This is a genomic window from Arthrobacter sp. 01T419 (assembly GCF_056398865.1).
The window spans coordinates 264,278-286,231 of record NZ_JBFTQF010000003.1; the positions used below are offsets into that span (position 1 = coordinate 264,278).

19 protein-coding genes are annotated in these 21,954 nt (G+C 63.6%); 6 read left to right on the forward strand and 13 right to left on the reverse strand.

Going from position 1 to position 21,954, the window contains the following annotated elements:
* Positions 1–94: 94 nt before the first annotated feature.
* From AC1DLO_RS07280 to speB, 8 genes are all read right to left on the reverse strand, one after another.
* Positions 95–1,435, reverse strand: a complete 1,341-nt coding sequence (locus AC1DLO_RS07280; RefSeq protein ID WP_476888983.1) for an MFS transporter — start codon at positions 1,433–1,435, stop codon at positions 95–97.
* 543 nt (positions 1,436–1,978) lie between these two features.
* A complete protein-coding gene (locus AC1DLO_RS07285) occupies positions 1,979–2,326 on the reverse strand; it encodes a hypothetical protein (RefSeq protein WP_476888984.1) in 348 nt (115 codons plus the stop codon).
* A 40-nt stretch (positions 2,327–2,366) separates the two neighbouring features.
* Positions 2,367–3,230, reverse strand: a complete 864-nt coding sequence (locus AC1DLO_RS07290; RefSeq protein WP_476888985.1) for an ACT domain-containing protein — start codon at positions 3,228–3,230, stop codon at positions 2,367–2,369.
* A gap of 118 nt (positions 3,231–3,348) precedes the next feature.
* Positions 3,349–3,774, reverse strand: coding sequence for a large conductance mechanosensitive channel protein MscL (gene mscL / locus AC1DLO_RS07295; protein ID WP_476888986.1), 426 nt, complete (start codon positions 3,772–3,774; stop codon positions 3,349–3,351).
* 97 nt (positions 3,775–3,871) lie between these two features.
* Positions 3,872–5,167 (reverse strand): D-arabinono-1,4-lactone oxidase, encoded by a 1,296-nt coding sequence (locus AC1DLO_RS07300; protein ID WP_476888987.1) that lies wholly within the window; start codon positions 5,165–5,167, stop codon positions 3,872–3,874.
* 28 nt (positions 5,168–5,195) lie between these two features.
* Positions 5,196–6,728: an aldehyde dehydrogenase family protein gene (locus AC1DLO_RS07305; RefSeq protein ID WP_476888988.1), complete on the reverse strand. Its 1,533-nt coding sequence runs from the start codon at positions 6,726–6,728 to the stop codon at positions 5,196–5,198.
* Positions 6,729–6,805: 77 nt separating this feature from the next.
* Complete coding sequence (locus AC1DLO_RS07310; protein ID WP_476888989.1) at positions 6,806–8,263, reverse strand: purine-cytosine permease family protein; 1,458 nt, start codon at positions 8,261–8,263, stop codon at positions 6,806–6,808.
* Positions 8,260–9,279 (reverse strand): agmatinase, encoded by a 1,020-nt coding sequence (gene speB, locus AC1DLO_RS07315; protein WP_476888990.1) that lies wholly within the window; start codon positions 9,277–9,279, stop codon positions 8,260–8,262. Before speB ends, AC1DLO_RS07310 begins: the two co-directional genes overlap by 4 nt.
* A gap of 240 nt (positions 9,280–9,519) precedes the next feature.
* On the opposite strand from speB, the gene AC1DLO_RS07320 reads away from it, so the two are divergent.
* The 3 genes from AC1DLO_RS07320 (at position 9,520) to AC1DLO_RS07330 (ending at position 12,985) form a co-directional block, all read left to right on the forward strand.
* Complete coding sequence (locus tag AC1DLO_RS07320) at positions 9,520–11,013, forward strand: PucR family transcriptional regulator (protein WP_476888991.1); 1,494 nt, start codon at positions 9,520–9,522, stop codon at positions 11,011–11,013.
* A gap of 81 nt (positions 11,014–11,094) precedes the next feature.
* On the forward strand, positions 11,095–12,159 hold the full coding sequence (locus tag AC1DLO_RS07325) for an FUSC family protein (protein WP_476888992.1): 1,065 nt from the start codon (positions 11,095–11,097) through the stop codon (positions 12,157–12,159).
* Positions 12,160–12,214: 55 nt separating this feature from the next.
* Entirely contained in the window at positions 12,215–12,985 is a 771-nt protein-coding gene (locus AC1DLO_RS07330) for a GAF and ANTAR domain-containing protein (RefSeq protein WP_476889081.1), read from the forward strand.
* A 44-nt stretch (positions 12,986–13,029) separates the two neighbouring features.
* On the opposite strand, the gene AC1DLO_RS07335 is transcribed toward AC1DLO_RS07330, so the two are convergent.
* A complete protein-coding gene (locus AC1DLO_RS07335) occupies positions 13,030–14,271 on the reverse strand; it encodes an integrase catalytic domain-containing protein (RefSeq protein ID WP_476888993.1) in 1,242 nt (413 codons plus the stop codon).
* Positions 14,272–14,454: 183 nt separating this feature from the next.
* On the opposite strand from AC1DLO_RS07335, the gene AC1DLO_RS07340 reads away from it, so the two are divergent.
* The 3 genes from AC1DLO_RS07340 (at position 14,455) to AC1DLO_RS07350 (ending at position 17,156) form a co-directional block, all read left to right on the forward strand.
* Complete coding sequence (locus AC1DLO_RS07340) at positions 14,455–15,057, forward strand: hypothetical protein (RefSeq protein WP_476888994.1); 603 nt, start codon at positions 14,455–14,457, stop codon at positions 15,055–15,057.
* A gap of 52 nt (positions 15,058–15,109) precedes the next feature.
* Positions 15,110–15,868 (forward strand): IclR family transcriptional regulator, encoded by a 759-nt coding sequence (locus AC1DLO_RS07345; RefSeq protein WP_476888995.1) that lies wholly within the window; start codon positions 15,110–15,112, stop codon positions 15,866–15,868.
* A 100-nt stretch (positions 15,869–15,968) separates the two neighbouring features.
* Positions 15,969–17,156: a 4-hydroxybenzoate 3-monooxygenase gene (locus AC1DLO_RS07350; protein ID WP_476888996.1), complete on the forward strand. Its 1,188-nt coding sequence runs from the start codon at positions 15,969–15,971 to the stop codon at positions 17,154–17,156.
* A 143-nt stretch (positions 17,157–17,299) separates the two neighbouring features.
* Here AC1DLO_RS07350 and AC1DLO_RS07355 read toward each other — a convergent pair whose 3' ends face one another.
* Genes AC1DLO_RS07355 through AC1DLO_RS07370 form a run of 4 tightly spaced genes read right to left on the reverse strand, consistent with a single transcriptional unit; the run spans position 17,300 to position 21,793 of the window.
* Positions 17,300–18,247, reverse strand: a complete 948-nt coding sequence (locus AC1DLO_RS07355; RefSeq protein ID WP_476888997.1) for a proline dehydrogenase family protein — start codon at positions 18,245–18,247, stop codon at positions 17,300–17,302.
* A gap of 36 nt (positions 18,248–18,283) precedes the next feature.
* The gene (locus AC1DLO_RS07360) at positions 18,284–19,300 is read right to left on the reverse strand and encodes an aldose 1-epimerase family protein (RefSeq protein WP_476888998.1); all 1,017 of its coding nucleotides are present in this window, start codon (positions 19,298–19,300) and stop codon (positions 18,284–18,286) included.
* Between the two features lie 11 nt (positions 19,301–19,311).
* Positions 19,312–20,517, reverse strand: a complete 1,206-nt coding sequence (locus AC1DLO_RS07365; RefSeq protein WP_476914440.1) for an ROK family protein — start codon at positions 20,515–20,517, stop codon at positions 19,312–19,314.
* 10 nt (positions 20,518–20,527) lie between these two features.
* Positions 20,528–21,793, reverse strand: coding sequence for an FAD-binding protein (locus AC1DLO_RS07370; protein ID WP_476889000.1), 1,266 nt, complete (start codon positions 21,791–21,793; stop codon positions 20,528–20,530).
* Positions 21,794–21,954: the final 161 nt, after the last annotated feature.

Sequence of the window (21,954 nt, forward strand, 5' to 3'; positions counted from 1 at the left end):
CATTCGTGTTCTCTTGAGTCATTGCGCCCGGCATTCCCGGCGGGCGTCTGGCCTTGGGTGGTTCAGGACCGTCCGGCCAGACCGGTCAGGCGAGTTAGACCGGGAGTCGTTTGCCGTAATCCAACGTCAGCACGGAGACGCCCATAATGATCGCGGAGCCGACAAAGTACAGGAGGGCCCAGGTGTAGGAGCCCGTGGCCCCGACAATCAGGCCTACCACAATCGGGGTGACAAAGCCGGAGATGTTGCCGCTGAAATTCATGGCGCCGCCCAGGACGCCCGAGTTGGTGCGGCCGCCCAGAATGGCGGGGATGCTCCAGAAGAGGCCAACCCAGCGGAGGAAGAACATGACCACGGACAGCAGGACAACCGCCGTCGTCGGGTCCGCCACGACAGTGACGCCAACCAGGCCGCCAATCACCACAACGCTGGAGGTGCCCAACAGAGTGCGCATGACCTTGTTTGCGGAGGCGCCCGCTGCACGCCATTTGTCCGCGATGGTGCCGCCCAGGATTTCGCCGACAAAGCCGGCGCCGAAGATCACGAAGGTGGACCAACCGATGGTGTTCAGGTTGAAGCCCTTGGCCTGGGCCAGGTACAGCGGGCCCCACGTCAGCAGGCCGTAGAACACGCCGTTGAAGCCAAGCCAGCCGAAGCACATGGCCCAGAAGGAGCGGAACTTCAGGTAGGGGAGGAGTGCACGCTTGCCCTTGACGCCGTCCTTCTTGGCCTCGGCGTCTTCCTCGGCGTGGGAGGTCTCGATGTAGTCGGCCTCGGCGCCGTTGACGCCCTTGTGGTTGCGGGGATTGTCGCGGACGTACCACCAGACGGCCAGGCCCATGAGGACCGTGGCGGCACCGGCGATGATGAACGAGTAGCGCCAGCTGCCCGTGGAGGCGATGAGCCAGGTGATCAAGATGCCGCCCAGGCCAGCGCCGAGCGGGGCGCCTGCGTCAAGGATCGTGGCGCCGCGGCCACGTTCCTTTTTGTGCATCCAGATGGCGTTGAGCTTGCCACCGGCCGGCATGACGCCTGCCTCAGCGACGCCGATACCCAGGCGAGCAATGAACATGCTCAGGAAGCCGCCGGCCAGGCCGGACGCTGCCGTTGCGGCGCCCCAGCCAATGCACGAGGCCGTGACCACCTTGCGGGGACCGAACTTGTCGATCAGCAAGCCGACCGGGATCTGCATGAGGGCATAGGTCCAGAAGAATGCCGAAAGCAGGAGCCCGATGAGCTCCGGTGCGAGGTTGAATTCCTTCTGGATGATGGGGAGGGCCACGGAGATCGAGCCGCGGTCGATGTAGTTGACGGCTACCAGGATCAGCAGCAGGACGAAGAGCCTCCAACGGACACTCGTGCGTCGCTGCACGCCGTCCTGGCCGGTTTTTTCTTCTGCGGCCGGGGCCACTGTTTCGGTGTTGGGGAGAGACACAGTTTCTCCTTCAGGGGAGTTTGAGGAGCGGGAAGTCTTGAATTTTTGAGCTGGCGGGTTGCCGCGGCAGCTGGACCCGCGCCGGCGGCAGCTGTAGCGGCCCGATCCTCTTTCTGGGAGGAGGGACGCTGCCGGTACATTGAGTCCGTTTTGGGATCCCGTTTTGGGATCCCAAAATCAAAGTTAGATGTGACCCGGCGCACTGTCAAGGGTTTTGGTATACAAAGTCAGGAAACGAAATGTGACTGGGTGACGAAGTTTCTTGATTTTGTGGGGTTGCTTGGGCGCGGAGGTTGGCGGTGGGATACCGGCGCGACGCTGCGGCAGGTGGACGTGTGTGGTGGGATACCGGGAGTGGGGGAGGGCGCGGGCGGGGGCGCGGGCGGGGCGGGGTGTTGGCTTGGCGACGCGGTATCTTCCCCACGACAGGCTGTCCACCTGGCGACGCTCCGCCCACCTGGCGAGGCCGGAATACCCGTGGCGCCAGGCATTCCCCGTGTCAAGAGGCATTCAGGGTGTCGTGAGGCCTACTGATCGGGGCGGCTACTCCTCCGGCAAACACCACATTGCGATGCGTACTCCCCCGGGATCTTCCGTGATGCGAAGCCGTAGTTCCCGGCCCATCAAGGCCTCATGCCCATCCTTCACAGCCAACTGTTCCGCGAGTTTGCCGATGGCAACGGCCATCGCCCGGCCCCAGTGCTGGGGTTCCCGGCTCGTGGCCACCGCTTCGGCGCTGAACATGCGGGCGCTCGGCGTCCCTGCGCTGTCGATCCCGGCGCTGGGCATTCCTGCGCTGGCCACCGCTTCGGCCCTGGGCATCCCTGCGCTGGGCAACCCGGAGCTAAGCGCCCCGCGTGGCTCCGCAGTATCCACGTGCGTTACGTCCATGGCGTTCATCCCGCCACCGCCCTCCAGTTGAGGCCCGGGCTCAGTCCCGGTCCTTGGATTCGGCGCTGCGGGTGTGCGCCAGGATTTCTGCCAGCTCGGCCAGCCGATGGGCGCGGGCCGATTCCGCCGGCGTGAATGGCTCACCGGGCCGGGAAAACAAGAGCGGACCGTGCCACGCGGTGGGAATCTTCAGGAACGTCGTGGAAGGCCCGACGGCGGAGGCCGCCTCGGCCGCCGGACCTTCGGGTTCGTGGGTGACGATTTTCGCCGAGAGAAGTTCCGCGACCGCAAGGGACAATTCGTTCGGGTTGTCGGCGATCCGGGCAGCCAGGCTCAGGGCCTTGGTCTGGCCGTCCGCCATGGCGAGTGCAGTGGTGGGCCACACGTGCGAATCCCGGCCGCCGCCGTCGTCGAGGGCTATTAGCAGATCCTGCTCGGCGAGGTTGCCCGGGGCGGACAACACGAATTCGTCCATCACCGCTCCGTCCACAGGGTGGACATGGATGCTGAGGATGTTGATGCCGGCCCGTGCCAGCGATTGGGTGATCCGTTGGAGGGAGCCCGGCTGGTCCCGGAGCACGGTCCTCGCCCGCCAAAGCGCCGGGGCAGAGTTGAGTTTCCGGCGGTGGCGGAGGGCCGGGGCATGGATCCAGCGCCGCAGGACTTTTGCCGCCGAGGGCTCGGCTACCCAGATCACCAGCACTGTGGCGGTGACGGTCAGGAGGAGCACCTTGGCCAGGTAAGGCAGGTGCGTTTCAACCACGATGGCATGCACAAGAAGTTCGATCGGCAGCATCACGGCGATTTGGGCCACCGTCACCCGGGCCTTCGGGGCCTCGGGCATCTGGCCGCACACTTCGCAGGAGAGCTCTGCGGTAGCGGGAGTCCTCTTGTTCGGCTTCATGGCACCAATCGTGCCCGAAACCTGTTTCAGGCGGATTGCGCCTGCGTCACGATCTCATACAACGCTGTGCGGGCCGGTTCAGCGCGCGGCGGAGGTACTGAACCGGACCGCGAAGGACTTAGCGGGAGGTTTCCTTGTTGGCGGCGGCGAGATCGGTCAGCAGGTCACGGATTTCGACCAGCAGTGCGGTGTCAGCCGGCAGCGGCTCGTCCTCGGGCTCTTCGATGGACGCGCGGCGCTTGGTCAGCTCGTTGATCTTGTTCATGGGCGCAACGAAGATGAAGTACACCACGGCAGCCGTGATCAGGAAGGTCACAAACGCGGTGATGACTGCGCCGAAGTTGACGAAGGTCTTCGCGTTGTCCGGCCAGATGGAGAAGCCCAGGCCCTCAGCGTTGACTCCGCCGGCGGCAGCGATGACCGGGTTGATGATGTTGGTTGTGAACGCTGCGACCAAGGCTGTGAAGGCGGTGCCGATGACGACCGCGATGGACAGCTCGATAATGTTGCCGCGAAGAACGAAGTCCTTGAAACCTTTGAGCATGGGATGACCTCCGGTGGGTACGGGTATCTGGCTAAAGCAGAGATCAAACTATCATTCCAAAGTTTCAAACGGGCGTACCGAGCGTTGCCTCCCTGGGTCAGCCCAGCAAGGCGCGGGTGTGGTCGTTGAGGAATATTCCACGAGGATCGAACTCGCGACGTACCTGGATGAAAGTGTCCAGCTCCGGGTAGAGGCGTTCCAAGCGGCTCCTGGTCATGAAATGGATCTTTCCCCAGTGCGCTCGTGGCTCGAATTCCTGCAGTACCGCGTCGGCATCCCGGAAGAATTGCCAGTAGTCGGTCCCGGGCTCGGTGGTCAGGGTGATGACCGTCGTGTCGCGTCCCTGGAACTGGGACATGTAGCCCTCATCGGCCTTCACCCAGCGAACCTCTACGGGATATTTCTGGTCAGCATGCTTGGTGCGGATCAGGTCCTGGACAGCCTCGACGGCGGACAGTCCAACCTCGCTCGGCACGAAGTACTCGAGTTCGTGGAAAGGTGTGGTGAATCCGCCTGGATAGATGCGGTACGAGCGGTCAAGCCGGGCACCTTCCGTACCCGAAATTTCGCGCTCGTCCTGGAGCTGCGCGATGTTGTACCGCTTGGTGTAGCTGCGGTTTGCCATGCTTTGGCCTGGCGAGCCCGGGAGGTCCAGGAGCTCGCACGAACCTTCTTCCGGGCACCAGAGAAACGAGTAATGCCGGTTCCCGTCGATGTCGGACTGCCACGTTGCCTTGGTTTCCGCCCACGTGGGATACGTGATCTGTTCTTGCAGGTAGTAGCGGTCCTCAACCGCCAACTCCACCTCAAGGAAAATTCCGAGGGTGCCCAAAGCCACCTGGGCAGCCCTGAGTTCGCGGAGCTGACCCTCGCCGATTTCGACGATCTCGCCGTAACCATTGATCAGCTTCACCCAGCGAAGGCTTGAGGAGAAGCTACCCAGATCCTTCCCGGAACCGTGGGTGCTGGTTGAGAGCGCCCCCGCAATCTGCTGCTTGTCGATGTCGCCTTGGTTGCCCAGTGCCAGCCCATGCTCCCACAACGGATCGCCGAAGGCGTTGATGGTGGTGCCGGCAAGTGCCCTGGCACGACGCCGGACGGGGTCGGTTCCGGTGATCGCTGACAGCGCGGACATGTCCATCAAGACACCGCCCGTCTGGACCAGCGGCGACGACGAATGCCCCGAGCCGACCGCCCGTACAGGCAGGCCTTCGCGAATGGCGAAACGGACGGCGTCGAGCGCTTCTTGTTCCGTCCTCGGCCGGACGGTGAAGGCAGGTGTGGCGCTCTGGTTCCCGCCCCAGTTGGTCCACGTGACGTCAGTACCGAAGGGTGCGGACGGAGTGGCGGCGCGTGCCGGTGATGAGGTGCCGGGCAGGTTCGCGGTGGTCATTGCTAAGCTCCGATGCTTGTCTGAACGCTCATGCGCCGTGGTTGATCATGACGTGCTTGGTGCGGGAATAGTCGTCCAAGGCGTAGAGCGAGAGGTCGCGACCGTATCCGGATCCCTTGAATCCGCCCCACGGCACCTCGCAAGCCAACACCAAGTGTGAATTGACCCAGACGGTACCGAAATCGAGTTGCTTTGGGACGCCCAGTGAGAGGCTTGAATCCCGGGTCCATACCGAGGCAGACAGTCCGTAGGGGCTCTCGTTTGCCCGTGTAATGGCTTCTTCGGTAGAAGTGAAAGTCTCGACCGTGACCACGGGACCAAAGATCTCGTGGGTAGCGATAGGCGCCCCGGCCGGCACGTCGCTGATGACCGTGGGTTCGATGAAGTAGCCGGGTCCCTCGAGGGCAGAACCTCCGATGGCCATGTGCAGGCCCGCGGCTTTTGCCTCGGCCAGTGATTCCTTGACGCGTTCGAAGTGCGGGCGGGAAATCATGGGACCGATTTCCACGTCGTCCCCTGCGCCGGGAGCCCCCACCACCAGCGTGCCGACTTCCCGCACGAGGTGTTCGGTGAACTCGGCAGCCACCGACTCGTGCACAAGTACGCGGCATGCAGCGCCACAGTCCTGCCCGGCATTCCAGTACCCGGCGTTTCGCACGCCGGCGGCGGCAGCACGGAGGTCGGCGTCGGCAAACACAACAACCGGGGCCTTGCCGCCGAGTTCCAGGTGGACGCGCTTGACCGATTTGGCCGCGGTCTCGGCCACGGCCTGTCCGCTGACAACGCTCCCCGTCAAGGCAACGAGGGCAATGCCAGGGTGTTCGGAAAGGCGCTGTCCGACGGTTCGCCCCTGTCCAGTCACGACGTTGAGGATTCCGTCCGGAATGCGTCCGGCCAGGACTTCGGCGAGCTTCAGCGTCGAGAGAGGTGTCTGTTCGGACGGCTTGAGGACGATGCTGTTTCCGGCGGCCAGGATGGGCGCGATCTTCCAGGCAGCCATCAGCAGGGGATAGTTCCACGGGGTGATGACGCCCACCACGCCCACCGGCTCCCTGAGGATCACCGAGGTGTGTCCGGTTGCGTAGTCGCCACCGGCCATGGACGTCAGCGTGCGGGAAGCTCCGGCCATGAAACGGAAAGTATCAATGGTGCTGGAGACATCGTCTTCCGCAACGGTTCGCGGTTTACCGGTGTTGGCGGATTCGATGATTTCGAAGGCTTCCCGGTTGGCTTCAATGATGTTGGCGATCAGGTTCAGGACCTCGGACCGTTCCTTCGGCGTGGTGGCGCCCCACGATTTCTGGGCCGCCACGGCTGCTTCAACCGCAACGTCGACGTCCGCGGTGGTGCCTGCCTGCACGGAGGCGATGACCTCTTCAGTGGTGGGGTCTACGACGTCGATGAGGTGGTCGGAAGAGCCCGGAACAAACGATCCGCCAATGAAGTGCCCGCCGGGAGGCAGAGGCAGGGGCAGGATGGCCGAGACGTCGTGGGCCGCAGGGGAGCCGTTGTCTTCGCTGACGCGGCGGACGGTGAACTGTTCGGTGTCAATGAGTGTCATGATTTTTGCCTTTGTTTTCTGGCGCCGGTCGCGGCGTCGGGAGTTTATGGGGAGTGCAGGCCCTGGTCCGCGGTGTGTTAGACCAAGTCGCTTGCGAGTACGGGGGCTTGGAACGGTGCGGCCTCGGTCTTCCTCCGGAACACTCGTGCCGCGACGTAGTAGAGCGGGGCAACGACGACGAGGCCGACAATCCATGAGAGGTCCACGCCGCCCATTGCCGCTGCGACGGGCCCGGTGTAGATCGCCGTTGCCGAGAAGGGAAGCTGGACCAGGGCACCTGCCACGTAGGAACCGATCGCTACCCAGTTGAAGCGGCCGTACACGCCGCCGTCGCGCTTGAAGAAGTCTTCAACCCTGTAATCGCCGTGCCGGAGGAGGTAGTAGTCCACCAGGTTGATGGCCGTCCAGGGAACCAGCACGTACATCAGGAAGGAGAGGAAGTTGGTGTAAAAGAGGATGAAATTGTCGCGGGCGAACAGCGAGATCAGGAGTGCGAGGGTAAAGAGGATGATTGCCGCAACGCTTCGGGTCTTGGCGCGTGGCAACCAGTTCGGCTTGAACGTCTGCCCAATCGTGAGGCTGCACAGGACGCCGCAGTAGAGATTCATGGCGTTCGACGCTGCAACGCCGAGGCAGAAGATTCCCACGACTGCCAGGGTCCATGGCTGGAGTACCGCTCCCATGCTGCCGACGATTTCGACGTTGCCGGCGTCCGCGCCCATCGTGACCGCCAAGGTTCCCACCAAGGCGCCCAGGAACATCGGGAAGAGCGTGCCTAGGACACAGCCTGAGTAGGACGCCCAGAATGCCGGGCCCGAGCCGGTGCCTTGCGGCATGTAGCGGGAGTAGTCCGAGACGTACGGAGCGTAGGCGAGCTGCCACAACGCGGATACGGAGACGGTGGCCATGAAGCCGACCCAGTTGAAGTTTCCCTGGTAGAGGAAAGTGGCAGGCAGCCCGTGGACGAACATGATCCAGACGAAGGCCAGAAGCAATGCCAAACCGGCCACGATGCTGAGGAAACGTGCGTAGGCGTGAATGAGCCGGTAGCCGAAAATCGTGGCAACGACGCTGACAACGCCGATGATGATGATGCCTGCGTCAACACTGATGTCCGGGCTGACTGCGGCCATTGCCTCGCCGCCAAAGACCAGGTTCGCGGCGAAGAATCCGACGTACATGATCACCACGATGACAACGATCAGTAGCGCCCCGAAGGAGCCGAATTGGCCGCGGGTCTGGATCATCTGTGCCACGCCCAGTTGCGGTCCTTGGGCGGAGTGCAGCGCCATGAAGATGCCACCGATGACGTTTCCGAGGATGATTCCCACGATGGCAGGCACAAAGCTGAGCCCGAACACCGTGGTGGCTAGTCCGCCGGTCACGATGGTCATGATCATGATGTTGGAACCGAACCAGATGGTGAAGAGGTCCCGCGCCTTTCCGTGGCGTTCGTTCAACGGGATGGGCTGAATGGTCTTGTCTTCGAGCCGAGGCACTTCGGTGACTGCGGCGGGATTGCTTCCGGTGTTCATGACGCGGTCCAAGAGGCTGCTTGCAGCTCACGGGCATCGTCGAGGGAGGCAGCGTTCGCCTCGGCCTTGCCGCGGTTCACCATCAGCGCGAGGAGATCGAAGACAAGGGTGGCCGCGGCTACGGAAGTGATGTCTGCATGGTCGTAAGCCGGACTGACCTCGACGACGTCGGCGCCGACGATGTTGATGCCGTCCAGTCCGCGGAGCAGGGCCAGCAGCTCGCGGGAGTGGAGCCCGCCCATCTCCGGGGTGCCGGTGCCCGGCGCGTAGGAGGGGTCCAGGACGTCGATGTCGATGGAGACGTAGACCGGGGTGTCGCCGAGCCGCTCCTTGACCTGTGCGATGGCCGCCGGAACGCCTATGACGTCCAGGTCCGAGCAGCGGATGATCTGGAATCCGAATTCATGGTCGCGGAGGAAATCGTTGCGGTCGTAAACAGGTCCGCGGATTCCGACGTGCATAGACCTATCTTCCACGAGGAGGCCTTCCTCGAAAGCCCGCCGGAAGATGGTTCCGTGTGTGACCGGCTGATCGAAGTAGGTATCCCAAGTATCCAGGTGGGCATCGAAGTGCAGCAACGCGACCGGTCCGTGGACTTTGTTCAGGGCCCTCAGCATCGGGAGGGCAATGGTGTGGTCGCCACCGATCGAGATGAGCTTCTTGTCCTCACTGATCAGGGGCAGTGCCTGCTCTTCGATTTCGCGGACGGCCCGTGTGATGTCGTAGGGGGTGCAGGCGATGTCCCCGGCGTCCACAACCTGGACTTCGTTGACGGGTTCAACATCCAGTTCGGGGTGGTACCCGGGACGCAGAAGCCGGGAGGCTTCGCGGACCGCGGCAGGACCGAAACGGGCGCCGGGCCGGAAGGACGTTCCGCCGTCGAACGGTACTCCGACGATCGCAATGTCGTAGTCCGGGACGCGGTCGATTTGGGGAAGCCTGGCGAAAGTGCCGAGGCCTGCATACCGGGGGACTTTTGTTGCGTCGACGGGGCCGATGGGCTGATGCGTTGTCATGCCGGGATCCTTCGTGCGGTGCTGCCGAGCGGCGACGCCGGCAGCTTTCGGGTTGGGAGGAGGGGTGCTCGCCTTTGAGCGGGAATGTCGAGTCGGAGTGTTGTCGGGAAGTAAGTAATCCCATTCTTGGTGACGCACATCACTGCGTATAGCGGTAGATTGACTACAAATGGCCGAGGCCCTTATACAAATGTCTAAGCGCCGGGAAAAACGGCCGGAACGATCTGGGAGCGCATCTTCATGGCGATAACCGTGGCCGAGCTCTTGGCGGAACCCCAGTTGGGACTCACTCTTCTGGCGGGGTCCGCCGGTAAGGACGGCCGAATCACGTGGGCACACACTTCCGACTTGCCGAGGCTGTGGGAATGGGTCACCGGCGGCGAACTGATGATGACCAATGGCCTGTCAATCCCAGCCGACGCCCCAGGCCAAGTAGCGCTCGCCGAGGCACTCGTCGGCGCAGGGGCCAGTGCGCTGGCCATCGGAGAGAAGATGCACGCCCCGCAGCTATTGCCGGAGTTCCTGGCGGCTTGCGAGCGGTTGCCGCTGCCGCTGATCAACATTCCGTACCCCCTACCGTTCATCGCCATCGCGCGAACGGTGGCCGAGGCTTCCCTGTTGGAGGAATCGCGGCGCCTGCGTCAGACCGCCCGGGTGTATGACTTGCTTCGCACCACGGGAACAATTGAGGACCACTGGCACGGCCTTCTCCATGGACTCGCGGCTGAGCTCGATGCGGATCTTTTCGTGGTGGACCGGCGCTGCCTTCATCCGTGGCATCCGGACGGCGAGCCGCTGCCGGACTTCCTGCAGGCGGAATTGGCCCCGCTGACAGGGCAAACACCCTTGGCCGGAAAGAAGTTTCAATGGCATCGGCTACTTGGCCGGCATGTGTTGATGATGGACATTCCGACCCACCCCAATGCGCTCTTGGTGGTGCTGCCGAAAAGCGATCCGCACCCTGACGCCGTCGTGCTTCTACATGCGGCAACGGTGCTGGGGCTGGAACTCTCCCGGACGGTCCTGTCCCTGGAAAGCCAACATCGCCTGGCGGGCGAATTCCTCCTGCAGGCGGTCGAGGGCCGCCTCGGGATCGCGGAGCTGGAGAGCCGGCTCACGGCTTTTGACGTTCCGGCACAAAGTTTTGTGGTGGTTTCGATAGGGTCCGACGACGGCGACCGGCTGGCGAGCGTTCACGTCGAACTGTGGCGCCACGGCTTTAAGGCCGCTTGTCTGCGGCGTTTCAACACACTGCATGTGGCGGTGTCCGCAGCGGTGACTGACGACGTCTTGATCCACTGCGCTGGGCCCGGGGCGAGGATTGGCATCAGCTCGCCCACCTCTGCCGCCGGCATCCAGCGTGCGCTGCAGGAATCGCTGTGGGCGCTCGGTTCAGCCAAAGGTAACGACCTGAATTTGGCCCGCTACGCCGAGGGACCATCGTGGTTGGGGCTGACGAGTTTCGAGGAAGGGGCGGCGATGGTTCAGCGGCTGCTCGGCCCGATCTTCGCGTACGAACAGAGCCAGGAAGGCGATCTCATCGTGACTTTGAGGACCTATCTGGACACCCAGAGGTCCTGGCAAAAGACCGCTGCGGCGCTCTTCGCCCACCGTCAAACCGTTATCTACCGCATCCGGAAAATCAGCGAATTGACGGGTCTCGACATGACCGAAACCTCCACCTTGGCCCAGCTCTGGTTTGCGCTCCAGATCCATGAGGCCATGCGCAAATAGGGCCGCTGCACCGTAAGATTCGAAGCGGACGCCAGCGCCGCCGTCGTATGTTTGATCCTGCGACGAAAGGCAAGCTGCCCCTTGAAGGCTGTACCGGAGATGTTCACCATGGGTCCCGGCAACAAGGACCATCACCCGGCTCTCCGCTGTGCAGCAGGCGTGTTCGTTCCGCTCATTACGCTGACCCTGGTGGGTCGCCTCGACCTGGCCGTTTTCGCATCGTTCGGTGCCTTCACCGGCATCTACGGCCGTAACGAACCGCACAGCCTCCGCTTTCGCAGCCAGCTCCGTGCCGGCGGCCTCATGCTGTTGGTCATCTTGTTCGGAACGTTGACCGCCCGCGTGGCGCAACAGTGGGGCATCGGGGCCGTCGAATACTCATGGTTCCTGACCGCCGCAACCACTTTTGTTGCCGGCGCCTGTTCTGTGGTGGCCGCGTTTTGGCGCCTGCGTCCTGCCGGCTCCCTTTTCCACATCTTCGCGTTCGCCGCGATCGCCTCCATTGCAGCGCAACCCCCCTTGTGGGAGGCGTTGCTGGTCGCCGTCTTGACCACGGGCTTGTGCCTGCTGATCGGCATGTCCGCCCGTGTGGTCAAGAGCCATAGGACGCCCTGGAAGCGGCCGCCGCCCATCCGGCACACGGCTCCCGAGCGTCGGGCAGCGTGGTTGGAAGGCGGCGGTTACCTGGTAGCGGCCGGCCTCGCGGGGACGCTGGCGACGCTGGCCGGCGAACGGCTCGGCTTCGGGCACACGTATTGGGCCATGGTGGCGGCCGTGGTCCCTTTGGTGGGACATTCCACCCGTCACCGTGTCCGCCGGGGTATCCAGAGAATCGCCGGAACGGTGATCGGCCTGGTGCTGCTGGCGGGCATCTTGTGGCTTAATCCCGCACCGTGGGCCATGGTCCTGGTGATCGCGGCCTGCCAGTTCGGGGCGGAGATGTTTATTGCCAGGCAGTACCTCGTTGCACAGATTTTCGTGACACCGCTGGCCTTGATCGCCACGCTGCTGGCCGCCCGGGTTGACCCCGGGCTCTTGCTGCGGGACCGCATCGTGGAGACGGTGATCGGGGCCGCCGTCGGCGTTGCGGTGGTATTGACGCCGACGGCATGGTCACGGTTGCGAACAGTGTTGGACCTTAGGTAAGGAGGCTTATTATTTCCACATGCCCCCATCAGCATATTCACCTGGAGAACGTGCCATGCTCCCTGCAGATTCCGCCCCGACCACCATTGACCAAATCCAGAACCTGATCCTGGAAAGTGCCGACTTCGAGGACTTCCTCAATGAACTGGCACGGTTTTCTGCCCACCAGATGGCGGGCGACGGCGATGACGCGCTTTGTGGGATCACGCTGCTGCGCGAGCGCAAGGCCGTCACGGTTGGGTGGAGCAGTGATGTGGCCCGGGAGGTGGACGAGATCCAGTATTCCTTGGCACAAGGTCCCTGCCTGACGGCCGCCGAAGAGGAGCGGGAAGTCCACGTTCCCGATCTCCTTGAGGAGGATCGCTGGGGACCTGACTATGCGAACGCGGTTGCGTCGTTCGGCCTGAGGTCGGTTCTGTCGTTGCCTTTCGACCTCGAGGGAGAGGCGAAGGCTGCGCTCAACCTGTACTCCGAAGCCCCCTACAAGTTCGACGAAAGGGCCGCGGAGCGTGCCCGGGGATACACCAGAGAGGTGTCGCAGGCCTTGCGCCTTGCCGTCAGGTTCGCACTTCACGCGGACAGTGCCAAGAACCTCCGGGCGGCGATGGAGTCCCGCACGATCATCGACATCGCCGTGGGAGTTGTCATGGCACAGAGCCGTTGCAGCCAGGAGGATGCTGTCCGGATCCTGACAGATGCCTCGAGCAATCGCAACGTGAAATTGCGCGATATCGCCAAGTCCTTGGTGGATTCTGTCGACGCAGCGGGCGCCCTGACCCACTTCGAGGAACCAGACCACGGCCAGGGACACCACCGTGCGGGTTGAGTCCGGACTTTTCCGTTAGTCAACGTGGGGCCTGTTGCCTCACGTCAATACCTCCGGGAAGGTTGATTCGTTGCCTCATGTGAAAACCTCCGGCTGGTGTGGTTCCATCGTTCGTTCACGACAGGTTTGATCGGTGCCGGTTGTTTGGCGGTGGCGATGGCTTCAAGCCGGCCGGTGAGGGCCAGTATCTGCCGTGAGAGCGCGGCCGGCCTGATCTTCTTGTATTGGGCGTTCATGCGGATCACGGGCATCCGTGCCACGGCGGGGTCTGCTACGGCGCGCCTGTGCGGGGTCGCCGCCCGGTCGTGGGTTTTGCTGACCTTGGCCCCGTGGCGGACCTTGGCGATGAGCTTTTGCTGGGGCAGCAGGTAGTTGGTGAAGATCCGGTCCAGCTCCCAGATCTCGTTGAGCAGCTCCAGTTCCGCGGCGGTGTCATAGCGCAGGTAGCCGACAAGCTCACGGACCCGGGACCAGTTCTTCTGTTCGACGTGGGCGCCGTCGTTCTTGTTGCTCGGACGGGACCGGGTGAAGGTGATGCGGTGCTCGAGGCAGAACTCGAAGAGTTCGTTGTTGATGAACTCACTGCCGTTGTCCGAATCGATGCCGATGACGGGAAACGGGAAGACCGCCAGGACGTGCCGCAGGGCCGCGAAGACGTGCTTCTGTGCCTTGTTCGGCACGGACCGGTTCACCGTCCACCCGGTAGCGATATCGGTGACCGTGAGGGTGAAGCAGTACTGCCCGGACGCGGCGCCGCCCTCGTGGCCGACCAGATCGATCTCGACGAAACCCGGCACAGCGTTGTCCCACTGGGCCCAGGTGCGGATCGGGATCTGGGACTTCAGCAAAGATCCGGGCTTGGTATGGGACCGGCCATGCGGCAGGAGCTTCGCCCGCTGACCGGCCAGCCGCCGGTCAATGGTCGCCGCACTCATGCGGGCGAGCATCGCTGCCTGCCCGTCGGTGATGTCCAGGACCTTCTCTGCCCGCAGCATCGGCACGAGATCCGGCAGCATCGGGGCCAGCAGCTTGCCCGCAGGGCCCCGCAGCACCGCCCAGCACAGCACGAGACCGTCCTGCAGGTCGGCCCCATACACCGGGGCGCGTCCCGGCCTGACGGGCCGTGGCCGCGGCGGATCGAGCGCATGCCGCAAAACCGCCCGGGCATGGTCCCGGTACCAGCCGGTCAGCTCGACAAGCTCATCCAGGATCCGCCCTTTCCTGGCCCGGTCACCGGCCCGGTAGGACTCGGCCAGGTGCTTCGTCACGGCTTTGCGTTCACCCATCGTCAATCCCATCCCTCAAGGATCTCCGCGGCCACCCTTCCCGGACCTTTTCCCATGAGGCAACGTATGCGGCTACGCGGAGGTTTTTTATGAGTCAACGCGTGGGGTTGTGCAACAGGGTGCCAGAGGCTACTCTTCTTGAGGTTGAGCCGTCGGCCATAGACACCCTCTTTTGGAGTACCTATGGACCGCAGATTGCACGCCCTCGTCAAGTTCGATGTTTCCACGGATGCAGTAGAGATAGACGTGCGGGGGAGCCTCAACGAGGATTCCCGCCCCGCTCTCGTTCACATCGTTCGCCGGATCCGGCGGATGGGCATCATTTCCCACATCAGAGTGAGCTTTGCCCGCGCCGCGCTTGTGGAATCGCAGGCCTTGGCGGGACTCCGTAACGACCTCAATGCGATCGACGGCGGCGCCACCGAAGTAGGACTCTCCACCAGATCCGGAGTTTCACTGGAATTCATGGATCGGCCTTCCGCCCTTCCCGTTGAGGCCGCGGCGGGGCCGAAACCGGTCGAGATCACTGGCGAGTTCGCTGCCTCGATCGATGCCGGTGGATTCCAGCCGCTGGACAAATTTTCCGATGATGAACTTCTCGCCGCCAGCGACTTCGCCTTTGGGCTACTGGACCAACCCACCACCTTTCGCGGACCGGAGTTGCTGGCGCATTATGACGCGATTGGCATGGAAATCTCGCGGCGGAAAGTACAGGATCCCGCGGCGAACCTTGCTCGGGAGACGCCCGTGGAAAGTGCGCCCGCCACTCCTGCGGACCCCGTGTAAGCTGGAGCGCGGCACCATTCAATGGAATCCGTAGGAAAGTGGGAAGCGCTCCGTGGCCAACTCGGCGTCCGGCGATTCCGTGGTGGATCGCATCGTCCGGATCATTGAAGCCTTTCCCGAAGGCTCCACCTCCCTGCAGCTTTCCGAACTCGCGGAGACCGCTGGCTTGCCGCTCACAAGCGCGCATCGTTTGGTGCGGCAACTCGCCGATCACGGGCTCCTGGAACTGGCCCCGGGTGGACATGTCCGCCTGGGCCTGAGGTTGTGGGAACTCGTCAACCGTAATTCACCCACCCTGGCCCTCCGCCAAGCAGCCGTGCCGTTCATGGAGGACATCCAGCAGGTCCTGAACCAGAACGTGAACCTCGCAGTGCTGGACGGTTGGGAGGCGTTGTTCGTGGAACGGCTGTCCCGCCGCGGATCTGTGGCCAACCGCGCCCGCGTGGCCGGCCGCATGCCCGTCCATATTTCCTCGGCCGGGCTCGCGTTGATGGCGAACCAGTCGCGCGAGCAGCAGGCGGAGTACCTCAAGCAGTTCAGTGACCCTGCCGGGAAGGTGACTGCCGACGTCGTCCGTCACCGTTTGGCCGAAACCGCGCAACAGGGCTACGCGCAGCTCGCCGGCGTAGTGGATCCGGATACGTGGGGTATCGCGGTACCGGTCAAGGACGGTAGGCGGCGCACTGTGGCTGCGCTCGGCGTCGTGGTCCCGCTTGCTGAGATGCGCCTGCAGGCGCTGGTCCCGGCGCTGCAGACGGCGGCCCGGGGCATCGGACGCCAGCTCGGAGAAGGCGTAGCGATTTTCCGTTGAACGGAATTCGGGTAACGCCGACCATGCGGTGGGGGTCACACTGATCAGCAGAACCCGCCGCAGCCCTCCGGCCGCGGTTCCGCGATGAAGCGAGGAACACATGGCACGCAAGATCATCACCACCCAAGTGGCCATCATGGGCGCTGGCCCGGCCGGCCTCATGCTCTCCCACCTGCTGGCGAAGTCGGGGATCGAATCCACCGTCATCGAAGTCCGCAGCCATCAGCAGATCGCCGAAACAGTCCGTGCGGGCATCCTGGAACACGGCTCCGTGAATCTGCTCGTGGACAGCGGCGTTTCGGACCGGGTACTGCGCGACGGCGACAGGCACGACGGCATCGAGCTGCGCTTCAACGGCGAAAGCCACCGGATCGATTTCAAGGAACTCGTGGGGGAATCGGTCTGGCTTTATCCGCAGACAGGCGTCTTCCTCGACCTCGCCGCACGGCGCAAGGACGACGGCGGGGACGTCCGGTACAGCGTCACCGACACCACCATCCACGACCTCGAAGGCAAGCCGAAAGTTTGGTTCACCGACTCCGAGGGCCAGGAATTCGAGATCCAGGCGGACTTCCTGGTGGGTGCCGACGGATCCCGCAGCCACTGCCGCTTCCAGATCCCCGAGGCGAACCGCAAGTGGTATTTCCACGAATACCCGTTCGCCTGGTTCGGCATCCTCGCCCAGGCTCCGCGCAGCTCGGACGAACTGATCTACGCCAATTCGGAGAGCGGCTTTGCCCTGATCAGCCAGCGCACGGAGAACGTGCAGCGCATGTACTTCCAGTGCGATCCCAAGGAAAACGTAGCCGACTGGGACGACGAGCGCATCTGGTCCGAATTCCGCAAGCGCGTCAACGGAAACGGCTTTGAGCTCAAGGAAGGGCCGGTCCTCGAGAAGATGGTCTTGCCGTTCCGCAGCTTCGTCCACACTCCCATGCGCCACGCGAACCTGTTCCTTGCCGGAGACGCCGCCCACACCGTCCCCCCGACCGGTGCCAAGGGCCTAAATTTGGCCCTGCACGATGTCAAGGTGCTTTTCGAAGGTTTGGAGTCCTTCTACTCAAACGGTTCCGGCGCCCTGCTCGAGTCCTACAGCGACCGCGCCCTGGAACGCGTCTGGAAGGCCCAGCACTTCTCCTACTGGATGACTTCCATGCTGCACACCGTCCCCGGCTCGGACGATTTCAGCCGAGCCCGCCAGCTCGGCGAACTCCACTCCGTGGTCTCCTCCCGGCATGCGCGGGCGTACCTTGCGGAGTCGTACACGGGATGGCCGGGGGCGGAGTAGTTTCACGGCAGTTCCGGCGGAGGCTTTGCGACGCGCTGGATGCCTGGCGACACGGATATTCCGTGGCGCGACCGAAATTCGGGTGTCGTCAGGGTTTCTCCGTGTCGGTTAGCTATTTGCGCGTCGCCAGGGAAGTGCCAGAGTCAGCTCAGGTTGAGGTCGGCGAGGGCCGTGAGCGCTCGTTCAGGGTGCTCGGCGATGCGGTTGAGGACGTACAACCACCATTCGCCACCGAAGATGACGTACTCGCGCGTCCGGTATCCTTCCTGCTGCAGTTGGTCGAGGAGATCAGTTCCCAGCCCGAGGAGCATCTCGAATTCGATCGTGCCGGTCTTCAGCGCCTCCCCGTGCCTGGCGATAAGCGTCCTGACGAGCGCGTCGTCGTGGGTCGCGAGGGACAACGAGTGGCCGGAAAGAATGAGCCGGCTCGCCAGATCGAGGTAGACGTTAGTGAGTTCGGCGCTGTTGCGGGGATAGGCAACAGACTCGGGCTCAAGGAACGCGCCTTTGACCAGGCGAACGGTACCCGGGTGGCGTAGGACTCGCTCAAGATCGCCGGACGTGCGATGCAGGCGCGCTTGGAGCGTGATGCCGACGTGGGGGATCTCGGCGGCAAGCTCGTCATATAGGTCCAGGATCAGGTCGGTCCGTTCCGAGCCTTCGGCAGAGATCATCAGCTCCGTTCCGAACGGTTCAGTTATCGCGGCGAGTTGGCGCACGTGGTCCAGGGCCAGATCGCGGTCCACGAGTGCGCCGAGGTGGGAGAGGTCAAAGGAGATACTGCTCGGCAGGCCGGACGTCCCGAGAGCGGAGCCCAACTCGAGGAACACCCCGGCCTCCGAGCGGGCGAGCTCAGCGCTGCGCACGCTCTCGCCGGCATATTCGATGCTGGCGGCGTGGCCGCGGGACACCGCGGCTGCGGCTACCCGGATAGCGTCAGTGATGGTGTCCCCGGCCGAGTATCTCCTCGCGACACGCGAAGCCATCGTCGCCAGGGTAGGTGAGGACATGACACGTTGCTTCAGGTCTTCATCCAATGCCCACGCACGGAGGGTATCGGCAGCACGTTCAAGATCAATCTTGGTAGTCATCCGACCAACTGTACCCGCGGAGATTTCAGCACAAACTTAGGAGATCCCGCCCGAGCGCCGGGGCAGCAGGTACCGGATGCCCCAGCTAGCTTCCCAAGCCTCGCCGGGTTCCAGCCAGCGCAGGCCGTGGCCGCTGTTGAAGGCGTCGGCCGGGGCGGTCATCGGTTCGAGCGCGACGGCGGTCACCATGCCGCCGTCGGTGGTGAAATCCGTGGTGGTGAAGGCCTGGACGTAGCCGAAGGAAGCGTCCATGAGCAGCTGAACTTGGCTGCCGTCAGGCGCCTCCAGATAGTGCAGGGAGCTGCCGTCGCCTTCTTGACGGACATCGCCCCAGGCATCGTCGAGGTCAACGGAACCCACCATCTGGCCGGTGCGGAAGTCGTACCGGGTTCCGCTGACGTCCGTGGTGATTCCGCTCGGGTTCAGGCGTTCGTCCACCTCGATATGGGTATCGGCGTTGATGTAGAGCGTGAGTTCTTCGGTCGGCACGCTGCCCAAACGGAGGAAAGGATGTGCCCCAAGCGCGACCGGTGCGGATCGGAGACCCGTATTTTCCACGCGGTGGGTGACGCGCAGCCCGTCCACTACGAGTTGATAGCGGACCGACGTCGACAGCTCGAAGAGGTATCCCGACTGTGGCGAGACACCGGCGTCGAGGGTGATGCTGTCCGTGGTGCGTGAAGTGACCCGGTACGGAGTGCGCGTCAGCAATCCGTGCAAGGCATTCCCGTTTTCCGGTTCCGTGATGTCCAATTGCTGGGCAACGCCGTCGCAGCTCCACGTGCCCCCGGCCACCCGATTGGGCCACGGAACCAGGACCCAGCCTGCGCACCACGGCGATTGCGCATCGGCGGGATAGTCCTGGACGAGGGCCACGCCGTCGACGTCGAGCTCCCGCAAGCTGGCGGCGACTTCCGTCACCACAACGCGCTGGCTGCGGCCGCCGATGCTGGCCGTGAGTTCGAAATGCTCGCCCATGGGTGATGGTGCGCCGTGGGGCGGTGCCCAATTAAGGGAGGGTTCCTGATTGAGCAAGGGCGCCTGATTCAGCATGGTCGGCCTGACTAAGGAGTAGGGATAGGGAAAGCGCCGGCGGGGTCCGCGAGGAATTGCGTGAAGGCCAGTTCCGCGGCTCCGATCATCATGAGATCAGAGCCGAGGGCAGCTTGGTAGATCTTCACCTGGCCGGACGGTCCGTCCATGGCCTGGGACCGGAGCGAGCTGTCCAGGGTCCCGGGAGACAGTGAGTGCAAGACGCCAAGGAAACCGTCCAGGACGATCGCTTCCGGGTTGAAAGTGTTGACGGCATTCCGCAAGGCGATGCCAAGATACTCAAGCTGGCGCGCCACTTCTGCGGTAACGGATTCGCTGCTCTTCGCGCGGAGCGCTTGCTCGAGCTGGCTAGCGTCGCCACCGCCCAGCCCGGCGAGTTCAAAAAGCGAGGACTGGGAGACTTCGGTTTCGAGGCAGCCCGTGGCCCCACAGTGGCAGGGCCTCCCGGACGAGCGGACAAAGGTGTGCCCGAGTTCCCCGGCGTACCCCGATACTCCGCGGAGCAGTGCTCCGTCCGCGATGACTCCGCCGCCGATCCCGCTGGCCCCACCGTTGAGGTAGATCAAGTTCTTCTGCCCCGCGCCGGCGCCGAAGAGGAGTTCGCCTTCAGCGCCCAGCGATGCGTCGTTGGCAGCGTGGCATGGGTATCCGGTGGCCTCGCTCAGCATGCTGGCTACCGGCTCGTTGCGCCAGCCCAGGTGCGGAGCGTGCCGCACCACGCCGTCGTCCCGGTTGACCAGGCCGGGCACTGCGATACCCACGCCCATGACCCGGTAGGAAGTGTCCAGCTCGGACCGCATTCCGGCAATCACTGCGGCCGCGATGTTCACGGCCTCTTTGGCCGTGGGGATCCGCTCGGTGTCGAAGCGGATCTTTTTCTGGACCTTTCCCCCGAGGCCGACGAGGCCAATGGTGACGGCGTCAATCTCCGGATTGACCGCAAGGGCAGCTATGGACGGACGCGGATGGACAATGGGGCTGGGTCTACCCACCTGGGATTCACCCGACGGCGCCGTTTCATACACCACTTCGAGGTTCACGAGTTGCCCTATCAGCGTCCCTACAGTGGACCGGTTCAGGCCGGTGCGTTTGGTCAGCTGGGCGCGGCTGAGCACGCCGTTGTGATGGACAAGGGACGTCAGCAGGGCCAAATTGTTTCGCCGCGAGGGATCGGGCTCGCTGGCGGTGGCGGGAGTTCGGGTGGGGGAGGGCATCATCGCGACAATATCAGCTACCAAACACCGTGCGGTCCAGGAAGTCGTTGCGGAACTTCCTTGATGGATCCAGGCGGTCCGCCAGTGCGATGAAGTCGTCAAAGCGGGGGTACAAGGGCGCGACGTCGGCAGCGCCGGCGTCGAACAGCTTGCCCCAGTGCGGCCTCGCGGCGAACGGGGCGAGTTCCGCCTCAAGCAGCGGCAGGATGGCTTCGACCGCCGGCTGGTCCTGGCGCCAGGTGAAGTGCAACCCGATGCCGTCTCGGCCGTAGTTGGCACTCAGCCAGAGCTGGTCCGCGGCCATTGTGCGGATTTCGGCTACCAGCAACAGCGGGGTCACGATGCCGGAAAGCCTGCGCATGGTGCGGAGCGCGGCAACGGCGTGCTCACGGGGGATGAGGTATTCGCTTTGTAGCTCATCGCCCTGGCTCGGGGTGAATTCCATCCTGAAATGAGCCAGCCGGTCGGACCAAGGCCCGGCAATGCCGAGCTGCTGCGTGCAGTTACTGCCTGACACTCCCGGAAGCGGGTGCCGAGCTTCTCTTGCCGGAGTGCCGCCGAAGAAATCTGAAATTTCCGCTACCGGATCACCGCTGCGCCGCTTGAGCCATGCCTGGCCCAGGGTGTCTCCGCTCCAATCGGTGAAGAGGCTGACGCTATAGGCGGACGAAGTGATCTGGTCGAAGTTTTCCAGGACGAGATCCCAGTTGAGGTTTTCGAAGACGTTCTGGGCGACGTCGAAGCTTGGCTGGATGTCCAAGGTCAGCGTGGTGACGATGCCCAGTGCGCCGAGTCCCACCACCATGCCGTCGAAGTCCTCGTCGCCGCGGTGCGCGGTAAGAATGTTGCCGTCCGCGGTGACAAGTTCAAGGCCCGCGACGGCGGTGGCCAGGTTGCCGTTTCTGTCCCCGGAGCCGTGCGTGGCGGTGGCGACGGCTCCTGCCACCGAAATGTGTGGGAGCGATGCCAAGTTGTGAAGCGCGAAACCCTGGCGCTGGAGTTCCGACGCGAGAGTCCCGTACCGGGTGCCACCACTCACCGTGACGGTCATATTTGCCGCATCCACGTTGATCCCCGGGTCCAGCCGGTCCAGCACCACCAAGGTACCGTCCGTGTCCGCGATGGCGTTGAACGAATGCCGGGACCCCAGCGCACGGATCTGCCGCGCGCCTGCCACGAGCTCCTGGAGTTGCTCCACGCTGTCTGGGTGGGCGATCTGCGGTGCCTGGTAGCTGTAGTTTCCTGCCCAGTTGCGTTCCGCCACCAGCTGATCAGTCACGGTTGAATCCTTCGTTTGGGAGCCTTGCGGCCTTATTTGATGTCCACAACAACATAACAGTGGGGCAGTCGTGGCGCTAGGTTCTCCGGGAATTTTTCATTGTCAGGAGTGAAAAGTTTTCTTGACGCAGGTGGTTGACATCACACGAATTCGTAATATGT